This window comes from Arthrobacter sp. GmRoot5-12 (genome assembly GCF_059739365.1).
In genome coordinates, this window is the sequence record NZ_AP046056.1 from 363,532 (window position 1) to 389,643 (window position 26,112).

At 67.7% G+C, this 26,112-nt stretch carries 26 protein-coding genes and 3 tRNA genes; 8 read left to right on the forward strand and 21 right to left on the reverse strand.

Going from position 1 to position 26,112, the window contains the following annotated elements; all coding sequences use genetic code 11:
* Nucleotides 1-73: 73 nt before the first annotated feature.
* From AC6JAM_RS01685 to AC6JAM_RS01705, 5 genes are all read right to left on the reverse strand, one after another.
* A tRNA-Ile gene (locus AC6JAM_RS01685) sits at nucleotides 74-147 on the reverse strand.
* 74 nt (nucleotides 148-221) lie between these two features.
* Nucleotides 222-1,418 (reverse strand): glycosyltransferase, encoded by a 1,197-nt coding sequence (locus AC6JAM_RS01690; protein ID WP_268002860.1) that lies wholly within the window; start codon nucleotides 1,416-1,418, stop codon nucleotides 222-224.
* A gap of 112 nt (nucleotides 1,419-1,530) precedes the next feature.
* A complete protein-coding gene (locus AC6JAM_RS01695) occupies nucleotides 1,531-2,439 on the reverse strand; it encodes a DMT family transporter (RefSeq protein WP_018771647.1) in 909 nt (302 codons plus the stop codon).
* Entirely contained in the window at nucleotides 2,439-3,062 is a 624-nt protein-coding gene (locus AC6JAM_RS01700; protein WP_018771646.1) for a CDP-alcohol phosphatidyltransferase family protein, read from the reverse strand. Before AC6JAM_RS01700 ends, AC6JAM_RS01695 begins: the two co-directional genes overlap by 1 nt.
* A gap of 66 nt (nucleotides 3,063-3,128) precedes the next feature.
* A complete protein-coding gene (locus AC6JAM_RS01705) occupies nucleotides 3,129-3,980 on the reverse strand; it encodes a phage holin family protein (RefSeq protein ID WP_026266129.1) in 852 nt (283 codons plus the stop codon).
* 181 nt (nucleotides 3,981-4,161) lie between these two features.
* On the opposite strand from AC6JAM_RS01705, the gene AC6JAM_RS01710 reads away from it, so the two are divergent.
* The 3 genes from AC6JAM_RS01710 to AC6JAM_RS01720 all read left to right on the forward strand — a co-directional run bounded on the left by AC6JAM_RS01710 (nucleotide 4,162) and on the right by AC6JAM_RS01720 (nucleotide 6,203).
* Nucleotides 4,162-5,385, forward strand: coding sequence for a multidrug effflux MFS transporter (locus AC6JAM_RS01710; RefSeq protein ID WP_497933861.1), 1,224 nt, complete (start codon nucleotides 4,162-4,164; stop codon nucleotides 5,383-5,385).
* An 81-nt stretch (nucleotides 5,386-5,466) separates the two neighbouring features.
* Nucleotides 5,467-5,730, forward strand: coding sequence for a YMGG-like glycine zipper-containing protein (locus AC6JAM_RS01715; RefSeq protein ID WP_497935869.1), 264 nt, complete (start codon nucleotides 5,467-5,469; stop codon nucleotides 5,728-5,730).
* 65 nt (nucleotides 5,731-5,795) lie between these two features.
* Nucleotides 5,796-6,203, forward strand: coding sequence for a hypothetical protein (locus tag AC6JAM_RS01720; RefSeq protein ID WP_018771642.1), 408 nt, complete (start codon nucleotides 5,796-5,798; stop codon nucleotides 6,201-6,203).
* Nucleotides 6,204-6,275: 72 nt separating this feature from the next.
* On the opposite strand, the gene AC6JAM_RS01725 is transcribed toward AC6JAM_RS01720, so the two are convergent.
* From AC6JAM_RS01725 to AC6JAM_RS01775, 11 genes are all read right to left on the reverse strand, one after another.
* Nucleotides 6,276-6,348, reverse strand: a tRNA-Asn gene (locus AC6JAM_RS01725).
* 124 nt (nucleotides 6,349-6,472) lie between these two features.
* Nucleotides 6,473-6,545: transfer RNA gene (locus AC6JAM_RS01730), tRNA-Asn, on the reverse strand.
* 93 nt (nucleotides 6,546-6,638) lie between these two features.
* A complete protein-coding gene (gene dnaG, locus AC6JAM_RS01735; RefSeq protein WP_497933864.1) occupies nucleotides 6,639-8,585 on the reverse strand; it encodes a DNA primase in 1,947 nt (648 codons plus the stop codon).
* Between the two features lie 28 nt (nucleotides 8,586-8,613).
* Nucleotides 8,614-8,874 carry a ferredoxin gene (locus AC6JAM_RS01740; protein WP_497933865.1) on the reverse strand — a complete coding sequence of 87 codons (261 nt, stop codon included), beginning with the start codon at nucleotides 8,872-8,874 and terminating at the stop codon, nucleotides 8,614-8,616.
* Nucleotides 8,871-10,193 carry an NADH-ubiquinone oxidoreductase-F iron-sulfur binding region domain-containing protein gene (locus AC6JAM_RS01745; protein ID WP_497933866.1) on the reverse strand — a complete coding sequence of 441 codons (1,323 nt, stop codon included), beginning with the start codon at nucleotides 10,191-10,193 and terminating at the stop codon, nucleotides 8,871-8,873. Before AC6JAM_RS01745 ends, AC6JAM_RS01740 begins: the two co-directional genes overlap by 4 nt.
* Nucleotides 10,190-10,747, reverse strand: a complete 558-nt coding sequence (locus AC6JAM_RS01750; RefSeq protein WP_223994590.1) for a ferric reductase-like transmembrane domain-containing protein — start codon at nucleotides 10,745-10,747, stop codon at nucleotides 10,190-10,192. Before AC6JAM_RS01750 ends, AC6JAM_RS01745 begins: the two co-directional genes overlap by 4 nt.
* The gene (locus AC6JAM_RS01755; protein WP_497933867.1) at nucleotides 10,740-11,894 is read right to left on the reverse strand and encodes an FAD:protein FMN transferase; all 1,155 of its coding nucleotides are present in this window, start codon (nucleotides 11,892-11,894) and stop codon (nucleotides 10,740-10,742) included. Before AC6JAM_RS01755 ends, AC6JAM_RS01750 begins: the two co-directional genes overlap by 8 nt.
* A 1-nt stretch (nucleotide 11,895) precedes the next feature.
* On the reverse strand, nucleotides 11,896-12,249 hold the full coding sequence (locus tag AC6JAM_RS01760; RefSeq protein ID WP_056390000.1) for a hypothetical protein: 354 nt from the start codon (nucleotides 12,247-12,249) through the stop codon (nucleotides 11,896-11,898).
* 118 nt (nucleotides 12,250-12,367) lie between these two features.
* Nucleotides 12,368-13,681 carry a deoxyguanosinetriphosphate triphosphohydrolase gene (locus tag AC6JAM_RS01765; protein WP_051081449.1) on the reverse strand — a complete coding sequence of 438 codons (1,314 nt, stop codon included), beginning with the start codon at nucleotides 13,679-13,681 and terminating at the stop codon, nucleotides 12,368-12,370.
* On the reverse strand, nucleotides 13,665-14,843 hold the full coding sequence (gene dusB, locus AC6JAM_RS01770) for a tRNA dihydrouridine synthase DusB (protein ID WP_497933869.1): 1,179 nt from the start codon (nucleotides 14,841-14,843) through the stop codon (nucleotides 13,665-13,667). The genes AC6JAM_RS01765 and dusB overlap by 17 nt, the downstream gene beginning before the upstream one ends.
* A 151-nt stretch (nucleotides 14,844-14,994) precedes the next feature.
* A complete protein-coding gene (locus AC6JAM_RS01775; RefSeq protein WP_497935870.1) occupies nucleotides 14,995-16,506 on the reverse strand; it encodes a YibE/F family protein in 1,512 nt (503 codons plus the stop codon).
* 140 nt (nucleotides 16,507-16,646) lie between these two features.
* Here AC6JAM_RS01775 and AC6JAM_RS01780 point away from each other — a divergent pair, with 140 nt between their 5' ends.
* Together AC6JAM_RS01780 and AC6JAM_RS01785 are read left to right on the forward strand one after the other, a co-directional pair.
* A complete protein-coding gene (locus AC6JAM_RS01780; protein ID WP_497935872.1) occupies nucleotides 16,647-17,444 on the forward strand; it encodes an alpha/beta hydrolase in 798 nt (265 codons plus the stop codon).
* An 11-nt stretch (nucleotides 17,445-17,455) separates the two neighbouring features.
* Nucleotides 17,456-18,331, forward strand: coding sequence for a lysophospholipid acyltransferase family protein (locus AC6JAM_RS01785; protein ID WP_497933871.1), 876 nt, complete (start codon nucleotides 17,456-17,458; stop codon nucleotides 18,329-18,331).
* A gap of 52 nt (nucleotides 18,332-18,383) precedes the next feature.
* Here the strand turns inward: AC6JAM_RS01785 and AC6JAM_RS01790 are convergent, their stop codons facing one another.
* The 3 genes from AC6JAM_RS01790 to AC6JAM_RS01800 form a co-directional block, all read right to left on the reverse strand.
* Complete coding sequence (locus AC6JAM_RS01790) at nucleotides 18,384-19,424, reverse strand: GNAT family N-acetyltransferase (RefSeq protein WP_144600384.1); 1,041 nt, start codon at nucleotides 19,422-19,424, stop codon at nucleotides 18,384-18,386.
* Nucleotides 19,425-19,426: 2 nt separating this feature from the next.
* Entirely contained in the window at nucleotides 19,427-20,812 is a 1,386-nt protein-coding gene (locus tag AC6JAM_RS01795) for a glycine--tRNA ligase (RefSeq protein WP_018771628.1), read from the reverse strand.
* A 132-nt stretch (nucleotides 20,813-20,944) separates the two neighbouring features.
* Nucleotides 20,945-21,943: a DMT family transporter gene (locus tag AC6JAM_RS01800; protein WP_134164489.1), complete on the reverse strand. Its 999-nt coding sequence runs from the start codon at nucleotides 21,941-21,943 to the stop codon at nucleotides 20,945-20,947.
* 32 nt (nucleotides 21,944-21,975) lie between these two features.
* Between AC6JAM_RS01800 and AC6JAM_RS01805 the strand changes: the two genes are divergently transcribed.
* Nucleotides 21,976-22,209 carry an RNA-binding S4 domain-containing protein gene (locus tag AC6JAM_RS01805; protein WP_056390008.1) on the forward strand — a complete coding sequence of 78 codons (234 nt, stop codon included), beginning with the start codon at nucleotides 21,976-21,978 and terminating at the stop codon, nucleotides 22,207-22,209.
* An 84-nt stretch (nucleotides 22,210-22,293) separates the two neighbouring features.
* Here the strand turns inward: AC6JAM_RS01805 and AC6JAM_RS01810 are convergent, their stop codons facing one another.
* A complete protein-coding gene (locus AC6JAM_RS01810; protein ID WP_056390009.1) occupies nucleotides 22,294-22,944 on the reverse strand; it encodes an alpha/beta hydrolase in 651 nt (216 codons plus the stop codon).
* Nucleotides 22,945-23,022: 78 nt separating this feature from the next.
* Between AC6JAM_RS01810 and AC6JAM_RS01815 the strand changes: the two genes are divergently transcribed.
* The gene (locus AC6JAM_RS01815; RefSeq protein WP_018771624.1) at nucleotides 23,023-23,892 is read left to right on the forward strand and encodes an SGNH/GDSL hydrolase family protein; all 870 of its coding nucleotides are present in this window, start codon (nucleotides 23,023-23,025) and stop codon (nucleotides 23,890-23,892) included.
* Between the two features lie 49 nt (nucleotides 23,893-23,941).
* Complete coding sequence (locus tag AC6JAM_RS01820) at nucleotides 23,942-24,547, forward strand: hypothetical protein (protein ID WP_144600392.1); 606 nt, start codon at nucleotides 23,942-23,944, stop codon at nucleotides 24,545-24,547.
* A gap of 64 nt (nucleotides 24,548-24,611) precedes the next feature.
* Here the strand turns inward: AC6JAM_RS01820 and AC6JAM_RS01825 are convergent, their stop codons facing one another.
* Nucleotides 24,612-26,096, reverse strand: a complete 1,485-nt coding sequence (locus AC6JAM_RS01825) for a CoA-acylating methylmalonate-semialdehyde dehydrogenase (RefSeq protein WP_018771622.1) — start codon at nucleotides 26,094-26,096, stop codon at nucleotides 24,612-24,614.
* Nucleotides 26,097-26,112 lie beyond the last annotated feature (16 nt).

Here is a 26,112-nt window from a genome sequence, read left to right on the forward strand (position 1 = left end):
TACCGCAGGAGGCGGGGTTAACCAAGAAAACCGCGGCCAACGAAGATCGTCGGCCGCGGTTGTCGATTGGCGGTAGGGCTACTCGGACTTGAACCGAGGACCTTAGGATTATGAGTCCCGCGCTCTAACCAGCTGAGCTATAGCCCCAAACCCCCGCAGACACGTGGTCAAACGCCACGCTCCGGCAGGGCAGAAACACTCTAGCAAACCCGGGAAAGGGTTCAGACCACTTTGTCCTCGTAGGTGGCGCCGCGGTAGAGGTCCTCGAAGGTCTGCAGCGTCGTCTGGATACTGTGCGGCTCCACCATGTGGCGGCTGGCACGGCCCATGGCGCGCTGTTCTTCCTTGGGCAGCTCCAGGACCTGGGTGATCTTCTTGGCGAGGTCGTCACTGTCGTTGGGCGTGAACAGATACCCGTTCTCGCCGTCACGCACCAGGTGCGGCAGCGCCATGGCGTTCGCAAGGACCACCGGGGTGGAGGCGGACATCGCTTCCAGGGTCACCAGCGACTGCAGTTCCGCCGTTCCGGGCATGCAGAAAAGGTCCGCCCGGATGTAGGCCTTACGCAGGTCCTCGTCGCTGGCAAGGCCCAGGAACTTCACCCGGTTTCCCAGCCCCAGACGCCGCACCAGGTCCTCCAGGGCGGAGCGCACTTCGCCGCCGCCCACGATCTCCAGATGGACGTTCAGCTCCGGCGGGGTCTTGCCGATGGCCTCGATGAGCACGTCCACATGCTTTTCCTCCGCCAGGCGTCCGGCAAACAGGACGGTGGGGTTGGCATGGGGCTCGATGTGTTCGCCCGGCTTGAGTTCGTAGGCTGCGGAGTCGATGCCGTTGGACAGCGGGAGGACTTTCCGCAGGAAGGCATGGTCGTGCATGGCCCGGGCGGCCAGGGGCGTGGGGGTGGTCACCACGTCTGCCTGTCCCATGACCTTGCCCATGTCCTTCCAGGAGACGCGCCCGATGATGTCCTTGAACCACTGCGGGAAGGGCAGGAAGGGGTTGAGGTTCTCGGGCATGAAGTGGTTGGTGGCGATGATCCTGACGCCGCGTTTCACGGCCTCATAGAGCACGTGCTCGCCGATCATGTAGTGGCTCTGGATGTGCACCACGTCCGGCTTGACCCGCTCGAAGAGCAGGCTGATGTCCTTCTTGATTTCCCAGGGGAAGCAGAGGCGGAAGGTCTCGTGGGTGAACGCCCTGTGCGAGCGCAGCCGGTGCACGGTTGCTTCCTCGCGGAACTCGGTGAAGCTCTTTCCCTTGCTGTCGCGGGACGCCAGAACATGGACGTCATGTCCCCGTGCAGTCATGCCCTTGGCCAGCCGGTATCCAAACTGTGCCGCGCCGTTCACGTCCGGCGGATAGGTGTCCGCCGCGATCAGGATGGTCAGGGGGCGCTGGTCGGCTGGCGTGGTCATATGGAGTACTCCTGATGGTCACGGTGCGGGCAGCGTGGAACTGACAGCACGGTTGGCCGGCGGCGCAGTTGGCCCGCGGCCTCGTGGGATTGCTTGGAATTGCTGGAATGGGCTAGTGGGACGGCCTGCCGGCGGCCTTCCGAGCGTCCTTCTTGCGCTTGGTGACCTCCGGGTGGTGCCGGGAAAGGGCGATAACCCCAACGATAGCAAGGCAGGCGGCCGTTCCCATCGCAATCGCCATGACGGCATGGACGTCGGGACGCAGCTCACCCAGGATGATGATGCCGATCGCGATGCCCACCATGGGGTCGACAACCGTGAGGCCGGCAATCACCAGGTCCGGCGGACCGGTGGAGTAAGCGCTCTGCACGAACCAGGACCCCAGGCCGCCGGCCGCGACGATGGCCACCACCGAGTACCACTGCACGTTCAGCAGGAACAGGCCGTTGGGGTCCAGGAGGTGCTTGCCGATGATCCTGGTCAGGACCGCGACGAAGCCGAACAGGATACCGGCGCCGAGGATGTAGACGAACGCGTTCATGCGGTGCTTGAACATCACGGCCAGCGTGCCGAACAGGCCCACCGCCAGGGCGAGCAGCAGCACGATGGTGAGTTCGTCCGCCAGGCTGACGTGGTGGCTCTCCTGGGTGACGTTGACCGCCAGGAGGACAAAGAGCGCCGAGCCGGTGACGCATGCGGCGATGGACACGGTGGTGGCACGGTTGATGGTCAGGTCCTGGTCCCGGGCGTTGACCACGGTGGTGATCACCAGGGCGATGGCGCCGATGGGCTGGACCACGGTGAGCGGCGCGGAGACCAGGGCCACCGCGTTCATGGCCATTCCGGTGCAGAGCAGCAGGAGCCCGAACATCCACCGGGGGTTGCGCAGGAGGCGCAGGAACCCGTTGGAACTCAGGGCGAGGCCGCCGGTGTCGGCTTTGACAGCGCTGCCTTGGCGCTGGGCGCCCAAGGCCAGGCAGAAGGCGCCCAGCACCGCCAGGCCGACGGCAACCCACACCATCAGCCGTTCCCGCCGTCGTGCTGTTTCAGTTCCCTGCCCTTTCGCAGGATGGCCCAGAAGTAGTTGTAGGCGGCCACCCAGTGGCCAACCAGGCCAAGGCCCAGCACCACCCAGGCGGCGATGAAGAGTTGGCCGGCGAAGCCGGTGTCCAGGCGGGAGAGGACCAACAGCGGCGTCCCCAGGAGCAGCAGCCCGGTCCGAACCTTGCCCACCACGCTGACAGGAAGATCCGGGTGACCGCGGAAAAGGGAGAGCGTCAGGACCAGCAGGACGGCGTCGGGGACTACCAGCGCGGCCAGGTACAGCCAATGCACGACGCCGGCAATCACCAGGGTGAACGCTACGGCGAGCAGCGCCAGCCGGTCGGCGATCGGGTCAAGGACCCTGCCGAGCTTGGAGGCCTGGTCGAAGCGGCGGGCAATGTAGCCGTCGATCCAGTCCGTTCCGGCCATAATTGCCAGGACGACCACGCCGGCTCCATATTCCTTTTGGGCCAGGACGAGCCACATGAAGAGCGGAACGCCCATGAACCGCACCACGGTGAGCAGGTTGGGGATGGTGAGTACGAGGTCGTGGTCCACCTGCGGACGGCCGGGGCGGGCACCTGCACCAATGAACTTCACCCGTCCCCCTCTCCTTCCTGCGCCGCGTGGCGGTCTTTCGGTCATGAGTTGTTGAGCGGAAACGGCCTAGTTGGAGCGGAGCAGCTTTCGGAGGAGGACCACCAGGACGGTTCCGGCTGCCACGAAAGCTGCCAGGGGCTTCCACCGCGTGGACAGGTCCGCGGATCCGGACAACGCCGCGAACCTCTGCCCAGCGGCCTCCACACCGCGCTGCGCCAGCACCTGGCTCTCGCGGGCTTTGACCTGGGCGGCGGCCAGCACGTAGCGGGCCTGCGTCTTGAGGTCCAGCTCCACGCCGAGTTCGTCACGGACCTCGGTGATGTGGTGGCGCCGCTGGCTGAGCCGGCGGACAAGCTCGGGCTCGGATGCGTGCGGGAATTCCTTGTCGTGCTCGGCGGCCTTTGCCGCCTTCTCGGCCTTGGCCTTGGCAGCTGCTTCAGCCTTGGCGGCCTTCGCAGCCTTGCCCTCCGGGCTTTCAGGATCCAGCACAGCCGGGTTGAAGGCGGACCCTTCGCGGGCCACGCCGATATCGTGCCTGATGCCGCGGATGGTTTCCTCCGGCATCAGCGGCATGGCCTTCTTGAACCTCGCGAGGCCAACCAGTCCGCCAATGAGGGCCACCAGCAGGAAAGCGGCGGACACCAGGAGGGCTGCCAACCAGGCGGGCATGATGGTGGCCAGTCCCATGATGGCTGCGACAATCAGGCCCACCACCAGGAAGGCAAGGAACAGGAGCGCCACGGCGAAAAAGGCCGCAGCCACGCCGACCTGGATTCCCTTGCGCTTGAGTTCGATCTTGGCGAATGCGATCTCGTCATTGAGCTGGCGGGGCGCCAACCGGAATAGGAGTCTTGCCGTCCCGGGCAGCGCAGTGATACGCAATCCGGGGCTGGTACGCCCGCTGTGACGTCCGCTCATCGGTTCCGCCTTACTGGTCTCATGGGTCACATACTGCTTCCGTCTACTGCGGAAATGTGCAGCCGCACAGTCCACGCCACCCAAACTACCATTCAGGTTCAGGGCGAACTTGGGGGCTTGCCGGGCGGCGCGGCCTACAACGCTGCAAAAACTGCCGTGGCCGGGCCTAGGATTGTTCTCCGTGACCAATCCCCCCAATCCGGGCGACCTGCTGAGCCGCCGCCGCAAGCTGCTGTACATCCTCCTCCTGGGCGCCCTCACGGCCCTCGGCCCGTTCACCATCGACCTGTACCTGCCGGCCTTTCCCGCGCTGGAGGCAAGCCTGGGGGTAACCGAGGCGCAGGTCCAGCTCACCCTGGCCGGGACAACGGTCGGTTTTGCTTTTGGACAGCTGGTGGTGGGTCCCTTCAGTGACAGGTTCGGCCGGCGGACCCCGCTGATCCTGGCCACGGCAGTGCACATTGCGGCCTCCCTGGGTGCTGCCCTGTCCACGGACATCGCCACCTTGGGAGTCTTCCGTGTGCTCATGGGGGTCGGCGCGGCCGGGGGCGGCGTGGTGGCCATGGCCATGGTGCGTGACCTGTTCTCCGGCTATGCCATGGTGCGGATGTTCTCCCGGATGTCCCTGGTCAACGGGCTGGCACCCATCCTGGCCCCCGTCATCGGCTCACAGCTGCTCCTGGTGATGCCGTGGCCCGGCATCTTTGTGTTCCTGGCGGTATACGGGACGTTGGTGATCGTGGCCGCCCTCCTCCTGGTGCGTGAAACCCTTCCGCCGGAGAAGCGGGGCCAGAGCGGCATGACGGCCCGGCAGCGCTACAAGGCACTCTTCAGCGACCGGACCTTCGTGGGGCTGCTGATGGTGGCCGGCTTCAACTTCGGCGGCCTCTTCACCTACCTCTCCGCCTCCCCCTTCCTGTTCCAGGAAGTGTTCGGATTCTCTGCCCAGCAGTACGGGCTGCTGTTCGGCATCAATTCCCTGGGCATCGTGGCCGGCGTGCAGACCAGTGCCCGGCTGATCAGGATCGTCCCGCCGCAATGGATCCTGGCCGGGGCCACCGCCTGGATGTTCCTGATGGGCCTGCTGATCGTGGTGTTCGACCGGGCGGGCCGTGGGCTGTGGGGCGTGATGGTCCCGCTGTGGTTCTACATCCTGGGCACGGGCTTCATGTTCCCCTGCGTGCAGGTGCTGGCGCTGGCGGGCCATGCGGCCCAGGCCGGGACTGCGGCATCGCTGCTGGGTGCGGCCACGTTCCTCATGGCAGGACTGATTTCGCCCGTGGTGGGCTGGCTGGGCATCACCAGCGCCGCGCCGATGGGTGCGGTGCAGGCCTCCTGCATCCTGCTGGCCATCGCCGCCCTTTGGCTGGTGGTCCGGCCGCGCACCGTACCTTCAATCCACTGAGTGCCTTCAATCCACTGAGTGCCTTCAATCCACCGAGCCCCTTCAATCCACTGAGCCCCTCCGATCCACTGAGCCCCGTCAATCCACTCCACGTTCCAGCCGTCCTGTGAAAGGCAGCCCATGAGCAGCAAACCGCACCGCAACGGCAGGGGACTTTTCCTCGGGGCGGTGCTTGGCGCCGTCGTGGGCTATTTCGCCGGCCGCGCCCTTGGCAACCCTGCCATCGGCATCGTCCTGGGGATGCTGGCAGGCGCCGCCCTCCTCTACCGCGTGAACCCTGGACCAGGGAAAGGTGGACCGGGGAAGGGCGGACCAGGGAAGCGCGGGCGCAGGAACCGCCGCTGACCGACATGCCGCACCGGGGCGGCCTTCCCTGCCCCTGCGGCTGCCTGCAGGGATAAAATAATCCCGTGTCCAGCTGGCAGAACCAACCGCCACTTCCGGCCACATGGCAACGGTGCGACGCCCGAATCCTGCCACTGTGGTGGGAGCGGCTGTGCGCGCAGGCGGGCCAGCAGTCGGCGGCACTGTACGCGGCCGGGCTGTTCACCGAAGACCGGCGCCGGCCCATCGCCCAATGGTTCAACCCCGCCTTCAATGCAGCCCTGCTGGTGGCGCCGGAGACCTCGCCGGAATGGCCCGTGCAGCGGTTCGGCATCTTCTACGCCCCGCCGGACGCCGGTTTTGTCAGGATCCACTCCGCTCCGCACGAATGGAACCCCCGCGAGCCCCGGAAGTCACCTACCGAGAAGGAGGCCTTCGAGGCAGCAATTGCCGAGGCCGAAAGATTCCTGCAAGTGGAAATGGACTTCGTCTAGCCCGGCTTCCCGCCCCGCGGAAAGAAAAAATCCCCGTTCCTCCGGGTGGAGGAACGGGGATTTTTCGTAGCGCTCCTCCTGCTGGACTTGAACCAGCAACCCTTCGATTAACAGTCGAATGCTCTGCCAATTGAGCTAAGGAGGAATGAAGCAGGTATGACATTAGCAAAGGATTCCGGCCCAAGGGAAATCGGCGGTTTCACGGGCCCACACGCCCCATATGGGAGACAAAAAATCCCCGTTCCGGAGGCCGGAACGGGGATTGGAAGCTCCTCCTGCTGGACTTGAACCAGCAACCCTTCGATTAACAGTCGAATGCTCTGCCAATTGAGCTAAGGAGGAATGAAGCGGGTATTAGCCTAGCAAACACCTGCGGCGGAAACGAAATCGGGCGGCCGGTGACCTCTGCCACGCCCGCCCGCTCCAGGCTCCCGCCTACGTCTCCGCGCGCAGTGCCCTGCGTTCCATCTCCAGCATCATCAGTTCACGGTTGAGCCGCTGGTAGGTTTCCGGATCCGTTGCGGCGTCCAGGCGCTGCAGCTGGCCCATCTTGTCCGCCTTGACGCGGGTGATCTGGAGTTCGAAAAGCCGGGACAGGATGTCGCGGCAGTACTTCAGCACGGCTTCCTCCGTGTGGGCAGGCAGCGGCACCACGGCAAGCTCCGAGACGAGCGGGCGGAGGGGCTCGGGAACCTCGTGCATGACGTGCTCCACCCAGCGCACGGGATCGCCCACAAGCCCGGGGCCGGTGGCGCGCATGGCGTCATGGACGGCCTGGAAGGCGGGGGTGGCAAACCTGGCGGCGGCGAACCGCTCCCAAACCCCACCGGCCAGCAGCGACGGCTGCTGCAGCGCCACTTCCAGCGCCTGCCGTTCCATGGACGCCACGGGGTCCCGCGGGTCGGGGCGGTGGTAGGAGGGCACAGCGCCCGACGGCGGCCCGGCAGCCACGCCGGGCCCGCCGGCCTGGGCGGTGGCGGAGTTGGCAGTGGCCGGGTGGGCAGCCCCTCCCCCCTGCTGTTGGCCGGGTGCGGCGGGGCGCCCCGTGTCTCCGCGCTTTACGGCCGCATTGACCAGGCGCAGGACCTCGTTGGGGTCCGGCATGCCCAGCCAGCCGGTCAGCGCCTGGCAGTAGCCGGTGCGGGTGGAGGCGTCGCGGATGGCCGCCACCACGGGCACGGATGCCTTCAGGCCCTGCACGCGGCCCTCGACGGTGTCCAGGTTGAACTGCTTCAGCGTGGTGCGGATGGCGAACTCGAACAGCGGCCGCCGGGACTGGATCAGGGCGTGCACGGCTTCATCGCCCCGGCTGAGCCGGAGGTCGCAGGGGTCGGCACCCGTGGGTTCCACGGCCACGTAGGTCTGCGCGGTGAACCGCTGGTCCTCCTCGAAGGCCCGGAGGGCCGCCTTCTGGCCGGCGGCGTCGCCGTCGAAGGTGAACACCACCTCTCCCCCGGTGCCGTCGTCTGACAACAGCCGGCGGGCTATCTTGATGTGCTCGGTGCCGAACGCGGTGCCACACGTGGCCACCGCCGTCGTAATTCCCGCCAGGTGGCAGGCCATCACGTCGGTGTAGCCCTCCACCACCACCAGCTGGCGGTCCTTGGCGATGCTGCGCTTGGCGAGGTCGATGCCGTACAGGACCTGTGACTTCTTGTAGAGGGTGGTTTCCGGGGTGTTCAGGTACTTGGGGCCCTGATCGTCCTCGTAGAGCTTGCGGGCGCCGAAGCCGATGGTGTCGCCGGCCATGTCCTTGATAGGCCAGATGAGGCGGCCACGGAACCGGTCGTAAATCCCCCGGTTGCCCTCGCTGAACATCCCGGTGAGCTTGAGCTCGGCATCGGTGAAACCGCGGCCGCGGAGATGCTTCAGGAGGGCATCCCACCCTTGCGGGGCGTACCCGCAGCCAAAGTGTTCTGCCGCTGCCCTGTCAAAGCCCCGGCCAAACAGGAAATTCCTGGCCTCGGCGGCGCCGGGGGTGAGCAGCTGGGCGCGGAAGAACTCGTCCGCGATCTTGTGCGCGTCCAGGAGCCGCTGGCGGCGGCCCACCTCCTCGCGGTTGGGCCCGGTCCCGCCGTCCTCGTAGCGGAGCTCGTAGCCGATCCGGGCGGCAAGCTTTTCCACGGCTTCCTGGAAGGAACTGTGGTCCTGCTTTTGCACAAAGGCAATGACGTCACCGTCCTCGCCGCAGCCGAAGCAGTGGTAGCGGCCTACCTGGGGACGGACGGTGAAGGACGGCGAGCGCTCGTCGTGGAAGGGGCACAGACCCTTGAAGGTTCCCAGCCCGGCACCCTTGAGCGTGACGTAGCCGTCCACCACTTCCTTGATGTCCGTGCGCTGGCGTACTTCGTCGATATCTTCACGTTTGATCAGCCCAGCCACACAGCAATCTTAGTGTCAGGCCTGGCCCCTACCGGCCAGGCAGCCGCTGGTCCGGTTGCTGCGGCGTCCGCCCGTGCAGGCTCAGTGCCAGTTTGGGGCAGAGGAAGACGGCCTCCTGGGCGGCTTCCCGGTCGGCTTCCCGCAGGGGCACATCCGTGCGTTCGCGGCCCGCCTTGCCGCGGGCCACGGGATACCCCCAGTCGTCCCGGTCCAGCACGCCGGGAAGAAGTTCGGTGCACAGGCCCCGGCCGTCACAGCTGGTCCAGTCGATGTGCAGGTACGTCGTCATGCCGCTGCGCCTCCCGGGCCCGTGCAGTATCCGGAAAGGTGGGCCCGGAAGTCCGGGGCAAACACCTCAAGGGCGCTGCTGACCAGTCCGGTGGTTCCCTCCGGATGCCGGCATGCGCCGCGGCCGGAAACCAGCCGCCCCAGGCGGTCCAGCTCGGAGGCCAAGCGGGGATTGCGTTCCCCTCCGGCAATCCTGTTCAGGACGGATGCCATGGCCGGCAGGCCGAACATGCATGGCCCGCATTTCCGGGCGGACTGGTTGGCGAGGTAGCTGACAATCCGGGCCGTCGCCTGGATGCCGCAGTCCTGCAGGTCCAGGGCATGGATCACTCCTGCACCCGGCCGGGCGGTCCTGTCCGGCGGTCCCGCGGGCGAGATGGCGTGTGCCCCGGGGCGTACCCACCGGCCGTGGTAGCCGCCCACCAGGACGGCGGACAAGGAGGCGGGATCCATCCCCGCTTCCTTGAGGACCGCGGAAAGTTGCACGCCGCCGGGCACCTCCAGCACCACATCCCGGACCGGGGCGGGGCCGGACACGGACACCAGCCGGGTGCCGGGATCCGTTGCGGTGCCGGCCTGGCGGAACCACTGCGCCCCATAGCGTGCGATCAGGGCAACCTGGGCCAGGGTTTCGACATTGGCCACCAGGGTGGGGCGGCCGTTGAGTCCCGACTCGCTGAGGCGCCCGCGCTGGTCCGTGGGCACGGCGGCACCGTTGGCAATCATGTTGACCACCGCGCTCGACTCCCCGGAGATGAACGTTTCGGGTGACTCCACCAGGCGGATCTTCGCGGCCCCCGGGCGCTCTTTGAGCGCCTGCCGCATGCGGGGCAGGCTGGCCGCCGGCGCGTAGACGTACATGCCGGCGCCGCCCAGGGCAGCGGCCAGGACCAACAGTCCGTCAATGACGAGATGGGGCGCATGGGCCAGGAGCGTCCGGTCCTTGAAGCTGAGCGGTTCGCCTTCGGCGCCGTTGGCGATCACCACAGGTTTGGCGGAAAACAAACCCTTCCTGCCCGGGCCGGCGGCCGCCGTGGCCTTGCGCCAGGTTTCGAAGGCGGCTCCACCCCGGCCAGTCAGTCCGGCCACCGCCAGCGCCTCCAGCAGGCCGCCCGCGGCAGGCTGCGGCTCCCAGGGCCCGAAGGTGTCCAGGTGCTGGGCCCACCCTGCGTCGGGGCCTGCGGCCAGGAGGCGCGGCTCCTGGTGGCTGCTGTCCCGGGATGCCGGCCGGTGACCGCTGTTGTGGGGGTCATCGTGGCCCTTCCGGGACACCTGCGGCTGGATCCCGGGGGCCACCTGGGGGTGTATGTCACGGCTCACGGGAGGTTTCCTTGCCTGGCATGCGAGGTCTCGAGGAAGGACGGGCTCAGCCGCCACAGCAGGGCCGCGGCAACAGCCACCGCGGACGCCACAGCCAGCAGGAGGAACCAGCCGCTTGAGGCGTCGGTGCCGTTGCCGAGGGCGTGCGCCATTGCCACCGGCCACACGCCGTAGCTGAGCCAGTGGACGGCCTTGAAGCTGCGCAGCCCGATCCGGTGGCGCAGCAGCCCCGTCACCACCACAGCCAGGACAAGGTCCAGGGCCACCGTCCCCAGCCCCTGCCAGAACGGCTGGAAAGAACCAAGGAACGGCACCACGATGTCCACCGGGTTCAATTTTGCGTAGGAGTCAAGAAGCAGGGAGCCCACGTGCAGCCCCAGGAAGACCGTGGCGAGCAGGGAGATGTTCCGGTGCAGGAGGCTGATGGAAAACCGGGGCAGCACCATGAACGGCCGGCCGGACCGGTTCAGGATCCCCAGCAGTACGGATCCGGTGAACAGGGCAAGGGACACAAACCCACTGACGCGGCCAAAGGCCCACATCGCTTCATCCATGGCGGACACCCCCACCGGCCGTGAAGCTTCCAGCGCTGGTGCCTGCAGCGTTTGCGGCAGGGTGGCAGCCACCGGCCGGCCAGCCACCGGTGGTTGTCACCCTGCCTCTGCTGTCCACGAGCCGGGCCGGGATCCCTTCGGCCCGGAACCATTCCAGGGCCGCGAAGCCGCGGACTATGGCAGCAGTACTGAACGCGTTGGCTTGCAGGCAGGTAAGGGCCGCCACGGTCACCGAACGCCAAACTGTTTCGGCCGGGAGGCCAAAGCGGGGGTCAAGGATGTGGTGGACGGTCGTCCCTTCGTGCGTCCAGCGGCGCTTTTGGGTACTGGACGTAGCCAGGGCATATCCCGGCGCCAAAGAGATTTGTTGGGCTGGGTCTGCGGGAAGGTCCTGAACCAGGATCTGCCACTGGCCCGGGTTCCCTTCCACCGTGGGTCCCGGCCCTGCGGACGCAAGGTCGCCGCCCAGGCCCACGAGGACCCCGCAGCCCAGCTTCCGGTGCACCTCAGCGGCGGCAAGATCCGCGGCGACAGCCTTGGCTGACGCGCCCAGGTCAAGGCGCAGGTCAGCCGGTACGGTCAGCTTGGCCGAATCGAGTGTGACGCGGGACCAGCCCGGGAGCCTGGGAGCAGGGACGGGCGGCGACGGGATGTGCGGCGACGGCGCGGGCAGCGCCGGCACCGGCACGCTGTGCAGCCCGGGCCGGCCCTGCATCCCCGGGCCGTGGCCCAGGGCTGCCAGGTCTGCCCCGAGCGTGGGATCCACATCGCCGCCGGTCATCTCCGCCACGTCCAGGGCGCGTTCCAGGAGCAGCCGGAACAGTGGGCTTACGCTGACGCCCGACGCCATTCGCGGCTGGAGCCGCACCAGTTCAGAATCGCCGCGGAAACGGCTGCAGGCGAGGTCGACGGCGGCCACCACGCCGCGGACAATGGCTTCCGCCGCGGCAAGCTTGCCGGGATCGGTAACGGTCACGGATGCGTCCAACTGCCAGACTGTCCAGCTGGATTGCGCTGTGGTTTCCGGAGTTGCAGTGGCTTCCAGAGTTGCTGTGGCTTCCGGAGTTATGGTGTCGACGGAGGCTGCTGCGCCGCCGGTGGTGGTGGAACCAGCAACCCCGGTACCGGAAACATCTACGCTGTCCACGTCAGGACCCCGAGGACCTGCCATGGACGGTGCCGCCGTTCCCGGGCTGGACCGGACTGGTGCTGCCGTTATTGCCATAGCTCTTGGAGCGGCGCGTGCTGTTGTCTTTGCGGGTTCCGTAGTCGTCGCCGTCAGAGCGGGAAGAACCGGATTTGGGCGTGCTCCCCTGGGTGCTCTTGTCCTGCGTGCTCTTGTCCTGGGTGCTGCTGTCCTGGGTGTGGGTGGTCCTGGCTATCACGGACGGCGTTGCAGCATAGACGGCAGCCGCCGCCACGCCGGCAGCGGCGAAACTGCCAACGCCCACGGCCGCGGTAATCCCGGTGGCGAGGCGCTTGCCCCTGCTGCGAGTACTCATGACCTGCTCCCGATCCTAGCGGCCCGTCTTTCCTCCCATGGTGCGCTTCATTCCTGTGTAGATCCTTTAAGGAAGCTGTTGATCCGGCCGATGTCCAGGGGCGGTCTTCACGGGCGGTTCACCAGAGCGAGGGCAGGCTCCCCACCAAACGCTCGTACATGGCCAGGGCGGACCCGTCGGTGAGGGACGCCACCTGGTCGATGATCACGCGCAGGCGGGCGCCGTCGTCGTCCGCCGCCCGCCAGTCCGCAGCAAACATCGGCTCCAGATGCCGGTCCCCCGTGGCGCTGAGGGCTGTCACCAGGGCGTGCAGCACCTCGCGCTGGCGCTCATAGATGGGCTGCCGGTGTTCGGTGGTCATCACGAAGGTGGTGGCAAGGCCCTTCATCACCGCGATTTCCATGACGGTCTCGTCCGGGACCATGAGTTCGGCGTTGTAGCGCGTGAGGTTCTCCGGCCCGTAAACGGCCCGGGTGGTTTCCAGGGCGCTCTGGCAGAACCTGCCGATCAGCTGGCTGGTCATGTTCTTCAGGGCAGCCATGGACTTGCGGCTTCCATCCGCCTCGCGGACCCAGACGTCGGTGGCTTCGAGCCGTCCCAGGGCGGCGTCGATGGCGGCGGGGTCGTTGTGCGGGAGATACCACTGCTTGGCGTACCCCACCACCCGGGCGCGGTGGTCCGGGTTGTCCATCCAGCGCAGCTGGAAGTGGCCGGCAACGATCGCGTCCTCCACGTCGTGCACCGAGTAGGAGATGTCGTCGGCCAGGTCCATCACCTGGGCTTCCAGGCAGGTCCGGCGTTCCGGGGCGCCCTCGCGGATCCAGTTGAAGATGGGCAGGTCGTCCTCGTACGCGCCGAACTTGCTGGTGCGCTGGCCGTGGATCACCGGCGCTTCCAGCGCGGACCACGGGTATTTCGACGCCGCGTCAAGGCTGGCGCGGGTGAGGTTCAGTCCGGCAGGCCGGCCGTCAGCAGTGAGCACCTTGGGTTCGAGCCGGGTGAGCAGGCGGAGGGTCTGGGCGTTGCCCTCGAAACCGCCGATGGCATGGGCCACCTCGTTCAGCGCCGATTCGCCGTTGTGGCCGAAGGGCGGGTGGCCCAGGTCGTGGCTGAGGCAGGCGGTGTCCACCACGTCCGGATCGCAGCCCAGGGCACGGCCCAGTTCGCGGCCTACCTGCGCCACTTCCAGGCTGTGCGTGAGGCGGGTGCGGACAAAGTCGTCGGTGTCCGGTGCCACCACCTGGGTTTTGGCGCCCAGCCTGCGCAGGGCCGAGGAATGCAGCACCCGGGCGCGGTCCCGCTCAAAGTCGGACCGGTAGGTGCTCTTCGGCGGCTCCTCAAACCAGCGGGCAGAATCGTGCGTGTCGTACCCGGGGAGCGCCAGGGCGGCGGTGGGGGTTCCTGCCGTCGGTGTTTCAGCCACCGGAAACATCCAGTTCTGCGGCGGAAATATCCCGGGACTGATCATCGTTCAGGGCCCGGGAGTCCAGCCAGTCCTTGGGCAGGGCAGGCCTCTTGGGTGAGCCGGCGCGGCCGCGCGGGCCCTCGGCGTCCACCCCCGGATAGGGCGAATCCAGATCCAGCTCGGCCAGGGTGTCCCGGAGCACCTCCAGGCTGGTGACCAGGGCCAGCCGGGTGCGCAGTTCCCCGCCCACCACGTAGCCCTTGAAGTACCAGGCGATGTGCTTGCGGATCTCGCGCAGCGCCTTCCCTTCATCGCCGAAGGTTTCCACCATCAGTTCTGCATGGCGGTAGACGCCCTCTGCCACTTGCCGCAGGTTGGGCCGGTGGCGGACGTCGCTGCCTTCGAAAGCGGCCTGCAGGTCGCCGAAGAGCCACGGCCGGCCCTGGCAGCCGCGGCCCACGACTACGCCGTCCACGCCGGTTTCGCGGACCATCCGGACGGCGTCCTCCGCGGACCAGATATCGCCGTTGCCCAGCACCGGGATGTCGGGCAGGGCCTCACGGAGCCGGGCGATGGCGGACCAGTCGGCCTTGCCTGAGTAGAACTGGGCGGCGGTGCGCCCGTGGAGGGCGACGGCGGCAACGCCGGAATCGCGGGCGATGCGGCCGGCGTCGAGGTACGTCAGGTGGTCATCGTCGATGCCTTTGCGCATCTTGATGGTCAGTGGAACGTTGCCTCTGGAGGCTTCCCTGACGGCGGTCTGCACGATCGAGGTGAAAAGGTCGGTCTTCCAGGGCAGGGCGGAGCCGCCGCCGCGCCGGGTCACCTTGGGAACGGGGCAGCCAAAGTTGAGGTCGATGTGGTCCGCCCTGTCTTCCTCCACCAGCATCCGGACGGCGGCGCCGACGGTGACGGGGTCCACGCCGTACAGCTGGACGGACCGGACCTTTTCGTCATCGTCATGCGAGATGATGCGGAGGGATTCGGGTGTCCGCTCCACCAGCGCGCGGGAGGTGACCATCTCCGCCACGTACATGCCGCCGCCGTACTCACGGCAGAGCCTGCGGAAGGCGGAGTTGGTGATGCCGGCCATCGGGGCCAGGATCACCGGGGTGTCAACCGTGATGGGTCCCAGCTTCAGGGGCGGGAGTTCCAGCTTGGGAGCGGGGGTAGTTGCTGCAACAGTCACCTGTCCATTGTTGCAAAGCCGGGCAAATCGGCCATTACCGCCAGTGCCAGTCCCGTCGCAGGTTATGGCCACCCGATTTCCAGGCTGGCCGACGCCCAGCAGCACGCGGCAGCAAAGCAGCCCGCTGAAAGGCCGTCCGTCGTAAGGCTGTTCAGCCGCGGTCGGCCCGGCGGCCCCGCCGGGTGGCGGGTTCGTGCACTTGTTCGTTCACTTGTTCGTGCGGGGGTTCGACGGCGGCGCGCCGGCTGCGCTGCTCAAGCGCGGCAGCGGCGAGCGCCCCGGTGTCCGCAACGCCGTCCGTGGGGCTGTGCCCGCCGTCGTTCTTTCCGTCTCCTGCTGCAATGTCCCGCGCCCCAATGTCCTGCGCCTCAGTGTCCCGTGACCCGGCAACCGCAGGCGCGGCGTCCGCGGCCCTGATGCCGGTTGCCTTGACCACGAGCACGGCGATCAGGGTGGTGACGGGGATGGCCAGGACCAGTCCGATCGATCCCACAAGGGTCCGGATGACTTCCTCGGACAGTTCGGCGCTGGTGAGGGTGTCCAGCAGCGGCCGGTCGTAGAGCATGACGATGATGAGGATGGGCAGTGCGGCACCGGCGTAGGCGAAGGCGATGGTGTACACGGTGGAGGCGATGTGGTCGCGGCCGATCCGCATGGCGGAGGTGAACAGCTTCCGCGCACTGCTGGCCGGTGCCAGTTCGTAGAGCTCCCACACCGCGGAGGACTGGGTGATGGTGACGTCGTTGAGGACACCCAGGCCGGAGATGATGAGTCCGCAAAGGATCACCCCCGAGATGGAGATGTTGGCCGAGGTGTTCACCAGAGTGGCGGCGTCGTGGCTGCCCACTCCGGCAAGGTTGGCGGCGTCGGTGGCCCAGGCTGCCAGCAGCGCGGTGATGGCCAGGCCGAAGATGGTGCCCAGGAGTGCGGTGGACGTGCGCGCGGAGAATCCGTGCGCGAAATACAGCACCCCGATCATGATCACGGTGGAACCCACCAGGGCCAGCAGCAGCGGCGGTTTGCCTTCCACCAGGCCTGGAAGCAGGAAGTTGGCCAGCACGAAATAGGCGCCCACCAGCCCGATCAGGGCCCGGAGGCCGCGCCACCTGGCGACGGCGATGACCACCGCGGCGTAGAGCACGGCGAGCAGGACAACCGGCAGCGTGCGGACGAAGTCCACGAAGATGTAGGCCGGTGAGCCCTGCGAGCCCGTGGCGCCCTGGACCTTGGAGAGATTCAGGTACCGGATCTGGTCCCCGGGCTTGACCCCGTGCGAGGAGGCCACATCCGGGTTGATGACCACCTTCACCGGGCTGCCGCCCTTGTCCGGCTCCGTGAAGGCGAAGGTGCAGTCCGAGCCCTGTCCCGGCGGCTGCTGTGTGGAGCCCTGTTGGCCCGTGCCCTGTTGACCTGTCCCCTGTTGGCTGGTGCCCTGTTGACCTGTCCCCTGCTGGCTGGTGCCCTGCATGCAGTTTTCGGTCACCACATTCTGGATGGTGCCCGTATCGAAGGTCACCCCGGGGGCCGTGGAGTACGGGTTGGCGAGCGAGACACCTTCCCTGCTGCCCGACGGCCACAATGCGGCCATCCCGGCCAGGGTCAGCAGCGCCAGCGGAATGAGCACCGCGGCAAGGATACGGTTCGCCTTGCTGCGGGCAGCCATCGCCTGGGGCGTCGGCTCCGAATGATCCAAGGAAGCATGGGAGTGACCGGCGCCCATCAGCAGTACAACCTCATGGTTGAACTCTACGTGGGCCGCCATAGGGTTTATAAATGGACCATCGGGATGGGGAGGAACCAGGCATGGGCAACCGTGGTACGCATGGGCCGGGCGTTCAAGGCGCAGGAGTTCAAGGCGAAGGTGACGCCGGCGGGGTGCAGGCCGGGCAGGCGCCGGTGGTTACCGGCCACCAGCCTGTACTGAGCGTCCTCGAAGCATCCGGCGACACCAAGGGCGTGGTCCTGGTCCTGCACGGCGGCAAGGCCCACAGCCGCGATCCGGTGGAGGCCCGGCACCTGAGCCCGGCCAGGATGGTCCCCTTCGCCAGGCACCTGCACCGCGCCGGCCGGAAACACGGGCTGGCCGTCTGGTCCCTGCGCAACAGCGTCCGCGGCTGGAACGGGCCTGACATGTCGCCGTTGCAGGATGCCCGCTGGGCGCTGGGGAAGATTTCCGAACGCCACCCCGACGTTCCGGTCTTCCTGCTGGGCCACTCCATGGGCGGCCTGACAGCCGTGTGCGCAGCGGACCACGCCCAGGTTGAGGCAGTTGTGGCGCTTGCCCCGTGGCTGAGCCCGCAGACTCCCGCAGCCAGTGTCGCCGGAAGAAAAGTCCTGATCATCCACGGCACCACCGACCACATGACCAGCCCCTCCCAGTCCCTTGCCTTCGCCCGCCGGGCCTCGGCCGACGCCACGAGCATGCAGTATGTGGCCCTCAAGGGCGTTGGGCACTTCATGCTCCGTAAGATCCGGGTGTGGCAGACACTCGCCACCGGGTTCGTCATCAAGTCCTTTGCCGAGAGCACGGGCGCCGCAGTCCGGCCGTCGCCTGCCTTCACCCGGCTGCTGCCGGACTCATCCGCCCAGGTCACCCTCTAGGCAGTTTCCCCATGCCCTGGCGTCCACCAACCAACGACCGCTTCTACCGGCTGATCGTCCGGACCGGGCAGTTCCTGCGCTGGGCGCTGCGGCTGGACGTCCAGGCAACCGGCCTGGAACACCTGCCGGAAAAGGGACCCACCAGGGGGCCCTCGCGGCTGGTGGCCCCCGGCAAGGGGGCGGTGTTCGCCGTCACGCATTTCGGCTACCTGGATTTTGCCGTGCTGGAGCTGCTCCTGTGGCGGCACGCCCGTGCCCAGCTGCGGTTCCTGGTCCACCAGGGCGCGGCAGACCATTGGCTTGCCGGCCCCGCCATCAGCGCCAGCGGCCACGTGGTGGTGGGATATACGGACCGTTCGGACGCCTATGACGCCGCGGTGGCCAAGCTGCGCGACGGCGAGTACCTTGCCGTGTTCCCGGAAGCGGGGGTCAGCCGCAGTTTTACCGTGCGCGAGTGCCGCACTGGGGCTGTCCGGATGGCTGCGGAGGCCGGCGTCCCGGTGATTCCGGTGTCCATCTGGGGCGCCCACCGGGTGTTGACCCGCGGCCACGGCTTTTCCCTGCGCCGCGGCTGGCGGGCGCCGGTACGGGTGCACGTGGCCGAACCGGTGGTCTATCCGCCTGACGTTGACGTTGAAGCGGCCACGGAAGCACTGCGCCGGACACTGCAGTCAGGGATCGACCAGTGCATCGCCGGGTTTCCCCTCCGACCGGAATCCGGCGCGTGGTGGATGCCCGCGCACCTGGGAGGCAGCGCGCCGACCGACGCCGTGCGGCAACTCCTGGACGCAGCAGACGCCGCCGCGGGCCGCCGTCGGGCTCCCCGCCGAAGGCAGGCCCCGCAACGGACGGCCCGCTCCCCCCAAGTGACCCGCACGCAGCGTTGAGGGCCTGTGTGGGCGTCCAACGGGGGCCGCCTGGGGGCAGGCAGGCAGTTCCTTAGTCCGAGACCACCAGGGTTTCAGACCCCGCCAACCGTGCCTTGCCGCTTTCCAGCAGGGGCTCGACGGCGGCGCGCAGGGCGGCCATGGAGTCGTCCAGTTCCAGCATGACCGGGTGCTGGTACGCGATCAGGGCAAGCATGTCCCGGACCGCCTCCGCGGCATCGTCGGCGTCCAGCGAAGGCTCGTGCCCCACGAACACGTCGGTGGGCGTATCCGAACCTGAGCCCGCAGCCGCGTCAGCATGGGGTGCGGCGTCCGGGTCTGCCGGGGCCGCGTAGCTCACCGCGAAGGCACGGATGCGGCCCTTTTTGGTCGGCGCCACGCCTGAGCCGAACGCGGACTCCGGCTGCGCCCGCAGGACGATGGCGCCGTGGGCCCCGGTGAGCTCGTCCAGGAACAGCTTCTGCACCTGCCCCACGGACAGGACGCCTGGCGAGTCCCAGCCATGGATGGAGGTGTAGTACCGGCCCACCACGTCGGTCAGCTCCACGGAGCCGGTGGCCAGGTCCATCACCACGTCCGAGCCGGCGTTCTCGCCACTGGCCGCGCCGCCGTCGTCCTTGGCGGGGAACACCGGAAGCCGCAGGGCGCCCGGCTCCACCACCACAAGGCGGGAACGCTGGATGGGTGCCAGCCCAAACGCCTCGGCAAAGGCCGCCCCCGCGGTGCCGGGCTCCACCTTGGCGCGCAGCCTGGTGACCCCCGACGGCGCGTGTTCGGCCTCGCGCCGCAGCATGGTCAGGAGGCTCGCCCCGATGCCCGCGCGGCGGTGGTCGCGGGCCACCTCGATGTAGCACCAGAGGCGTTCCGGGTGCAGGGAGGCCTCATAGACGACGCCGGCCGCCACCGGAATGCCCACGCCGTCAATGACGTCCTCGGCCACGACGCAGCGGCGCCACGGGGAGCCGTCCCTCCCGTTGGAGGACACGGCCAGGGCCCCGCGGAACTGGCGGGCCTGGGCGGTATCCGGGTCGCCCCAGATTTCCAGGAGCGCCAGGTCGTCGCCGTCCCGCCATTCGCGGTATTCGATGGCCATGCTCAGGCCCCGATCAGCCGTGCCGCCAGGTAGCCCTCCACCTTGTCCAGGGAGACCCGCTCCTGGCTCATGGTGTCCCGCTCGCGGATGGTGACGGCCTGGTCCTCCAGCGTGTCAAAGTCCACGGTGATGCAGAACGGGGTGCCGATCTCGTCCTGGCGGCGGTAGCGGCGGCCGATGGCGCCGGCGTCGTCGAAGTCGATGTTCCAGTTCTTCCGCAGCTGCGCGCCGAGGTCCTTGGCCTTCGGGGACAGGTCCTCGTTGCGGCTCAGCGGCAGCACGGCGGCCTTGACCGGGGCCAGGCGCGGGTCCAGCTTCAGGACGGTGCGCACGTCCACGCCGCCCTTGGCGTTGGGGGCCTCGTCCTCGGTGTAGGCGTCCACCAGGAAGGCCATGAAGGAGCGCGTGAGCCCGGCCGCAGGCTCGATCACGTACGGGGTGTAGCGCTCGTTGGTGGCCTGGTTGAAGTAGCTCAGGTCCTGGCCGGAGGCCTTCGAGTGCGTGGTGAGGTCGAAGTCGGTGCGGTTGGCGATGCCTTCGAGTTCGCCCCACTCCGAGCCCTGGAAGCCAAAGCGGTATTCGATGTCCGTGGTGCCCTTGGAGTAGTGGCTCAGCTTCTCTTTCGGGTGCTCAAAGAAGCGCAGGTTTTCCTCGCGGATGCCCAGGCCGGTGTACCAGGCCATGCGCTCCTTCATCCAGTACTGGTGCCATTCCTCATCGGTGCCGGGCTCGACGAAGAACTCCATTTCCATCTGTTCGAATTCACGGGTGCGGAAGATGAAGTTGCCGGGCGTGATCTCGTTGCGGAAGGACTTGCCGATCTGGCCGATGCCGAACGGGGGCTTCTTCCGGGAGGTGGTGAGGACGTTGTTGAAGTTCACGAAGATGCCCTGGGCGGTTTCCGGGCGGAGGTAGTGCAGGCCTTCCTCGCTGGCCACGGGGCCCAGGTAGGTCTTGAGCAGGCCGGAGAACTCCTGCGGTTCGGTCCACTGGCCGCGGGTGCCGCAGTTGGCGCAGGCAATGTCCTTCAGGCCGTTCTCGGCCGGCCGGCCCTTCTTTTCCTCGTATTCTTCCTCGAGGTGGTCGGCGCGGTAGCGCTTGTGGCAGGAGAGGCATTCCACCAGGGGGTCGGAGAATACCTCCACGTGGCCGGAGGCTTCCCATACCTGGCGGGGCAGGATGACGGATGAGTCCAGGCCCACCACGTCTTCGCGGCCGCGGACCATGGACTGCCACCACTGGCGCTTGATGTTTTCCTTCAGCTCCGCACCCAGGGGGCCGTAGTCCCAGGCAGAGCGCGAGCCGCCGTAGATCTCACCGGCCTGGAACACGAAGCCCCTCCGCTTGGAGAGGGAAATGACCTGGTCGAGGACGGACTTTGCTGCCATGGGGTAACTCCAATTTCTACAGGGCCGCTGGGTGCGGTCCGCGGGTTGTCAGGCCCCGGCCGCCGTATGCCTGGAGGCACAGTGGGCAGGGTGCCGGGGCGAATGAAGGAAGATCGTTGAAAAGCTCGTGTCCTAGCGTACCGGCCGCTGCCTGCGGAGCGCGCCCCGCGGCCACGGCAGAGTTGCCAGGATGATCGCGGCGAGGGTCAGCAGGGTCCCGAGGACGGTGGCCGGGGCGACGACGGTGCCCGGGGCGGGCAGCGCCAGGTCCAGGGCCAGCGAGCCGAGCAGCTGGCCGGCAATCATGCCCAGCCCGGTGACCAGTACGCCAAGGCTGCGGACCAGGAGGGCGCCGAGCCCAATGAAGACGCAGCCCATGGGACCGCCCAGGTAGTACCACCATTCGGACGGCAGCGGGTTGGCTGGGCCGGCCACCGCCAGCTTCACCGCCAGCGCTGTCCAGAGCACGATGCAGCCGGCCACGAAGTTAACCAGGGTGGCCGCGATCGGTGTGCCGTAGTGGACGGTGGCGGTGCCGTTCATGGCCTGCTGGAAGCTCATCAGGAAGCCAGCCGCCACAGGCAGCAGGATGGGAAGCAGCAGGGAGGACGGACCACCGTCGGTTCCGCCGGCCCCCGCGCCGCTGAACCGGGGCGAAACCGCCCAGGCGACGGCGGCGATAGTGAGGACGCAGCCAATGATGCGGATGCCGGTGACGGATTTCTTCCCGGCCGGCCCGATTCCCAGGCGGTCCACCAGCAGGCCGCTCACGGTCTGCCCGGTGACCGTGGCCACGGTGAAGAGTGCCACGCCCAGGATGCCCACCGTGAACGACTGGGCAAAAACGAACAGCGCGCCGATGGCACCGGCCACCACGTAGATACGTGGAAAGGCGCGTTTGCGGACCGCGGGAAGGATGGCCGCCAGCCCCGCCCGCCCGCGCGGCAGGACCAGCGAAATCACGATCATGACCAGCAGGCCTGTGCTGAAACTCACGGCCGCCGCGGCGATGCCGTCACCGAGGCGGGCGCCCAGGGCCCCGTTGATGCGCCCCTGGACTGGGATGGCAAGGCCGGAACCCACGGCCAGGGGCAGGCCTGCGAGCACCGGCAGGCGGGAAGGGGAGGTCATTGAATCCACCTTAGTTCAGGCATTATTGCTCTATGAGCAACCCCATTGACGACGTCCCCATCCGCGACAGCATGATCCGGCTGGGCCAGCTGCTGAAGCTCGCCAACCTCGTGGAGGACGGCGTGGAGGCGGCGGAGCTCATCAAGAACGGGCTGGTCAAGGTCAACGGCGAAATCGACGACCGCCGCGGCCGCCAGCTGCACAACGGCGACGTTGTCACGGTGAACGGACAGAGCGTCCGGGTAGTGGCGCCCGAAACGGACTGACGCAACGCAGGCGCACTGCCCGGCGGAGGACGTGCAGGCCGCGGGACGTGACGTCCGCCGGGACTGCCGGCCGCCGTCGTACGCCTACTTGTTCAGCACCTCGTGCGTGAGGAACTCCCCCACGTGCCCGATCTCCTGCTGGTTGATCCCGTGCCACATGCCCGTGTAGAGCACCTTGGTGAGCTTGACGTGCTTGCGGACCCAGCCCATGGTGTACTCGATCTTGTCCTGGGTGATCACCGGATCCTGCTGGTCCCGGCCCCAGAACATGGGCACGGTGCCGTCCAGCTCATCGTCCCTGAACGAAGGGTCGCCGGCTGCGTCCACCACGAAACCGGACAGTCCGACGACGGCAGCGAAGTCCGTGGGCCGCTGCCGCAGGAGCGTGGTTGCCATGGCCATGCCCATGGAGAAGCCGAGCAGGGTCACCGACGGATGCCCCACCCGGATGGTGTCGATCCACTCCAGTACGTACGCCGAGGCCTTCTTGACCCGCTCCAGCGAGTACTCGATGGAGGCCGTGAGCGGGAACCAGGTGTAGCCGGGGCCCGTGGCGATCGGCGCACGCACGGACGCGACGGCGAAGTCCCCGGGCAGCAGGTCGGCCAGGCTGAGCAGGTCCCGCTCATTGGCGCCGTAGCCGTGGAGGAGCACCAGCAGCGGCTTGCCGTCGCGCTGGTCCTCCGGATGGGACCACAGGACAACGGGGGCAGGAAATACTTCGGCGTCAGTCATGGTTTCCATTCATATCAGTTACCCACAAGTAACAACCTACGTTCGCGTAGGCAGTGAAGCGGAAGGCAGGATAGGACCGTGACTGACGCAAGTGACATCAAGGCCCCGTCCGCGCACCCGGGATCCCACCCGTGGACCCGTTACGTGGCGATGGGCGATTCCTTCACCGAGGGCATCGGCGACCCCGAACCCGCGAGCCCCGGCGGCCACCGCGGCTGGGCCGACAGGGTGGCCGAGGAGCTGGGCAGGACCCAGCCTGACTTCGCCTACGCCAACCTGGCCGTCCGCGGCCGCCTGCTGCAGCAGATCGTTGACCAGCAGCTGGCGCCTGCCCTGGAGCTGAAGCCGGACCTGGTAACCCTGTCGGCGGGCGGCAACGACCTCATCCGCCCGGGCGGCGACCCGGACGTGCTGGCCGAAAAGCTCGATTCCGTGGTCCAGATCCTGTCCCTGGGTGGTGCCACGGTGGTCCTGTTCAACGGACCTGACACCGGCTCGTCAGTGCTCGGCAGGATCCGCAGCAAGGTGGCCATCTACAACGAGAACCTGCGGACGGTGGCAACGCGGCACGACGCCATCATCGCGGACATGTGGTCGCTGCGGCAGTTGAGCGATCCGCAGATGTGGGACCAGGACCGGCTGCACTTCTCCCCGCTGGGGCACCACACCATAGCGGCCATGGTGCTGGACGCGCTCAACGTTGAGCATTCCCTGGAGCCGCTGCAGCCCAAGCCCCTGCCGCCCCGGACCTGGCGCGAGGCCAGGAGCGGGGACCTGGTGTGGGCGCGCGAATACTTCGTGCCGTGGGTGCTGCGGCGGCTGCGCCGCCAGTCCTCCGGGGACGGCATCACGGCAAAGCGGCCGACGCCGGGCCCCGTCTTCGGTCCGGGCGTTCCCTTGGGTGCGGGTGAGGGCCCGTTGGGAACGTCGGAGCCCAGCCGCCGGTAAGGCCGCCCGGGGTTAGGCTGGAAGGACAACACTCGAGAGGCGCGGCACCGTGAGCAGCTTGTTTTTCTGGATTATCGTCCTGTCCTTCGTCGTCCCCATGGCCATGCGGATGTACCGGCGGTCCGTGGCACGGCGGGACCGGGACCAGTCGTTGCCCGGGCGCTTCCCTGAACAGTTCCCGGGGCAACACGGACAAGACGGGTATCCCGGCCCCGGCCAGTACCCGGGACCGGGCCAGTATCCAGGCTCGGCCGGGCCGCAGAGCAACCAGCCCCGCGACGGCTATACCCAGCAGGACTACTTCTCCGGCGGCTTCCGCAGTATCCAGCGGCCGCAGCCCCTGGGCGACCCGCAGCCGTTGCCCCACCAGTACGGCCAGCAGCCTCTGCCGGACCCCGGCTACGGTCCCCCGCAGGGACAGGGGTTTGGTCAGCCAGGCTTTGGCCAGCCCGGCTTTGATCAGCAGGGGTCTCAGCAGCCGCGTCCCGGAGAGCCGACGCCGGGACAGTCCCCAGCGCCGGCCACTCCCCCGCCGCCGGCAGCACCGCAAGGGTACCGCGCCCGCAAGCTCGCGGAACTGGACCAGCAGTACACCAACGGTGAGCTGTCCATGGAGGACTACATGAAGCGGCGCAGCGACATCATGAACGGCTAGTAAAAGGAGCGCCACCGGGCCTGCCCGGTGGCGCTCCTTTATGCGTTCAGTGCTCCTGTCAAGCTCAGTGGACCTGCGGGAAGCCCAGGTCAATCACCGAGGTGGAGGGATCCGGCCAGCGCGTGGTCACCACCTTGCCCCGGGTGTAGAACCGGATGCTGTCCGGGCCGTACATGTGGGTGTCGCCGAACAGCGAGTTCTTCCAGCCGCCGAACGAGAACGTGCCTACCGGAACCGGAATGGGCACGTTGACGCCCACCATGCCTGCCTCGACGTCGAACTCGAACTGCCGGGCCGCCCCGCCGTCACGGGTGAAGATGGCCGTGCCGTTGCCGAACTCGTTGTCGTTGACCAGCTTCACGGCGTCGCCGTAGGTATCGACGCGGACCACGGACAGGACCGGGCCGAAGATCTCGTCGTCGTACACCTTCATGCCCGGCTTGACGTGGTCCACCAGGCTGACGCCGATGAAGAATCCGTTTGAATCGAACTGCTGCGAGCGCCCGTCCACAACCACGGATGCGCCTTCATTTTCGGCCCCCGCCACATAGGAGGCCACGCGGTCCCGGTGCTCCGCGGTGATCAAGGGGCCCATCTGGGACGCGGGGTCCGTTCCCGGGCCGATCTTCAAACCCGCCATGCGGCTGGAGATTGCCTTCACCAGGTCGTCCGCGATGTTGCCCACGGCCACCAGGACGCTGACGGCCATGCAGCGTTCGCCGGCTGACCCGTAGGCGGCCGAAACCGCAGCGTCGGCAGCCATGTCCAGGTCGGCGTCGGGAAGCACCACCATGTGGTTCTTTGCACCGCCCAGCGCCTGCACCCGCTTGCCGTGTTCTGCCGCCCGCTTGTAGATCGACTGGGCAACGGGAGTGGAGCCGACAAAACTCACGGCTTTGACGTCCGGGTGCTCCAGCAGGACATCCACGGCTTCCTTGTCACCGTGGACCACGTTCAGCACCCCGGCCGGCAGGCCCGCTTCGGCGAAGGCCTCCGCGATGAAGACGGCGGCCGATGGGTCCTTCTCGCTGGGCTTCAGCAGCACGGTGTTGCCGCAGGCCAGGGCACTGCCGATCATCCACAGCGGCACCATGGCCGGAAAGTTGAACGGCGTAATGCAGGCTACGACGCCCACCGGCTGGCGGACGGAGTGCACGTCCACCCCGGTGGAGACCTGCTCGGACCGCTCGCCCTTGAGCATGTGGGACAGGCCGGTGGCGAAATCGATGTTCTCCAGGCCGCGGGCGATTTCGCCCTCTGCGTCGGAGAGGACCTTCCCGTGCTCGCTGGTGAGGATGGCGGCGAGCTCGGGCTTCCGCTGGGTCAGGATTTCGCGGACCCGGAAGAAGATGCCGGTCCGCCGGGCCAGGCTGGTGGCCCGCCAGGCCGGCAGCGCGGAACGGGCAGCCGCGATGGCTTCCTCTGTCCGTGCCGCCGAGGCAAGCGCCACCTGTTTCTCCTGTTCACCGGTCGCGGGATTGAACACTGGGCCGAAGCGGTCTGCGTCGCTGACGCGGGTGCCGTTGATGTAGTGCGGGATGGTTTCCACGGGGAGTCTCTTTTCC

What these genes read in the sequence shown, in the direction of transcription:
- AC6JAM_RS01800 (WP_134164489.1), bottom strand. Translation starts at nt 21,943, where the DNA reads ATGACCTCCCCTTCCCGCCTGCCGGTGCTCGCAGGCCTGCCCCTGGCC.
- AC6JAM_RS01775 (WP_497935870.1), bottom strand. Translation starts at nt 16,506, where the DNA reads ATGGCTGCCCGCAGCAAGGCGAACCGTATCCTTGCCGCGGTGCTCATT.
- AC6JAM_RS01795 (WP_018771628.1), bottom strand. Translation starts at nt 20,812, where the DNA reads ATGGCAGCAAAGTCCGTCCTCGACCAGGTCATTTCCCTCTCCAAGCGG.
- AC6JAM_RS01810 (WP_056390009.1), bottom strand. Translation starts at nt 22,944, where the DNA reads ATGACTGACGCCGAAGTATTTCCTGCCCCCGTTGTCCTGTGGTCCCAT.
- AC6JAM_RS01760 (WP_056390000.1), bottom strand. Translation starts at nt 12,249, where the DNA reads ATGAGTACTCGCAGCAGGGGCAAGCGCCTCGCCACCGGGATTACCGCG.
- AC6JAM_RS01705 (WP_026266129.1), bottom strand. Translation starts at nt 3,980, where the DNA reads ATGAGCGGACGTCACAGCGGGCGTACCAGCCCCGGATTGCGTATCACT.
- AC6JAM_RS01740 (WP_497933865.1), bottom strand. Translation starts at nt 8,874, where the DNA reads ATGACGACGTACCTGCACATCGACTGGACCAGCTGTGACGGCCGGGGC.
- AC6JAM_RS01780 (WP_497935872.1), top strand. Translation starts at nt 16,647, where the DNA reads ATGGGCAACCGTGGTACGCATGGGCCGGGCGTTCAAGGCGCAGGAGTT.
- AC6JAM_RS01750 (WP_223994590.1), bottom strand. Translation starts at nt 10,747, where the DNA reads ATGGATGAAGCGATGTGGGCCTTTGGCCGCGTCAGTGGGTTTGTGTCC.
- AC6JAM_RS01805 (WP_056390008.1), top strand. Translation starts at nt 21,976, where the DNA reads ATGAGCAACCCCATTGACGACGTCCCCATCCGCGACAGCATGATCCGG.
- AC6JAM_RS01765 (WP_051081449.1), bottom strand. Translation starts at nt 13,681, where the DNA reads ATGTTTCCGGTGGCTGAAACACCGACGGCAGGAACCCCCACCGCCGCC.
- AC6JAM_RS01690 (WP_268002860.1), bottom strand. Translation starts at nt 1,418, where the DNA reads ATGACCACGCCAGCCGACCAGCGCCCCCTGACCATCCTGATCGCGGCG.
- AC6JAM_RS01695 (WP_018771647.1), bottom strand. Translation starts at nt 2,439, where the DNA reads ATGGTGTGGGTTGCCGTCGGCCTGGCGGTGCTGGGCGCCTTCTGCCTG.
- AC6JAM_RS01785 (WP_497933871.1), top strand. Translation starts at nt 17,456, where the DNA reads ATGCCCTGGCGTCCACCAACCAACGACCGCTTCTACCGGCTGATCGTC.
- AC6JAM_RS01790 (WP_144600384.1), bottom strand. Translation starts at nt 19,424, where the DNA reads ATGGCCATCGAATACCGCGAATGGCGGGACGGCGACGACCTGGCGCTC.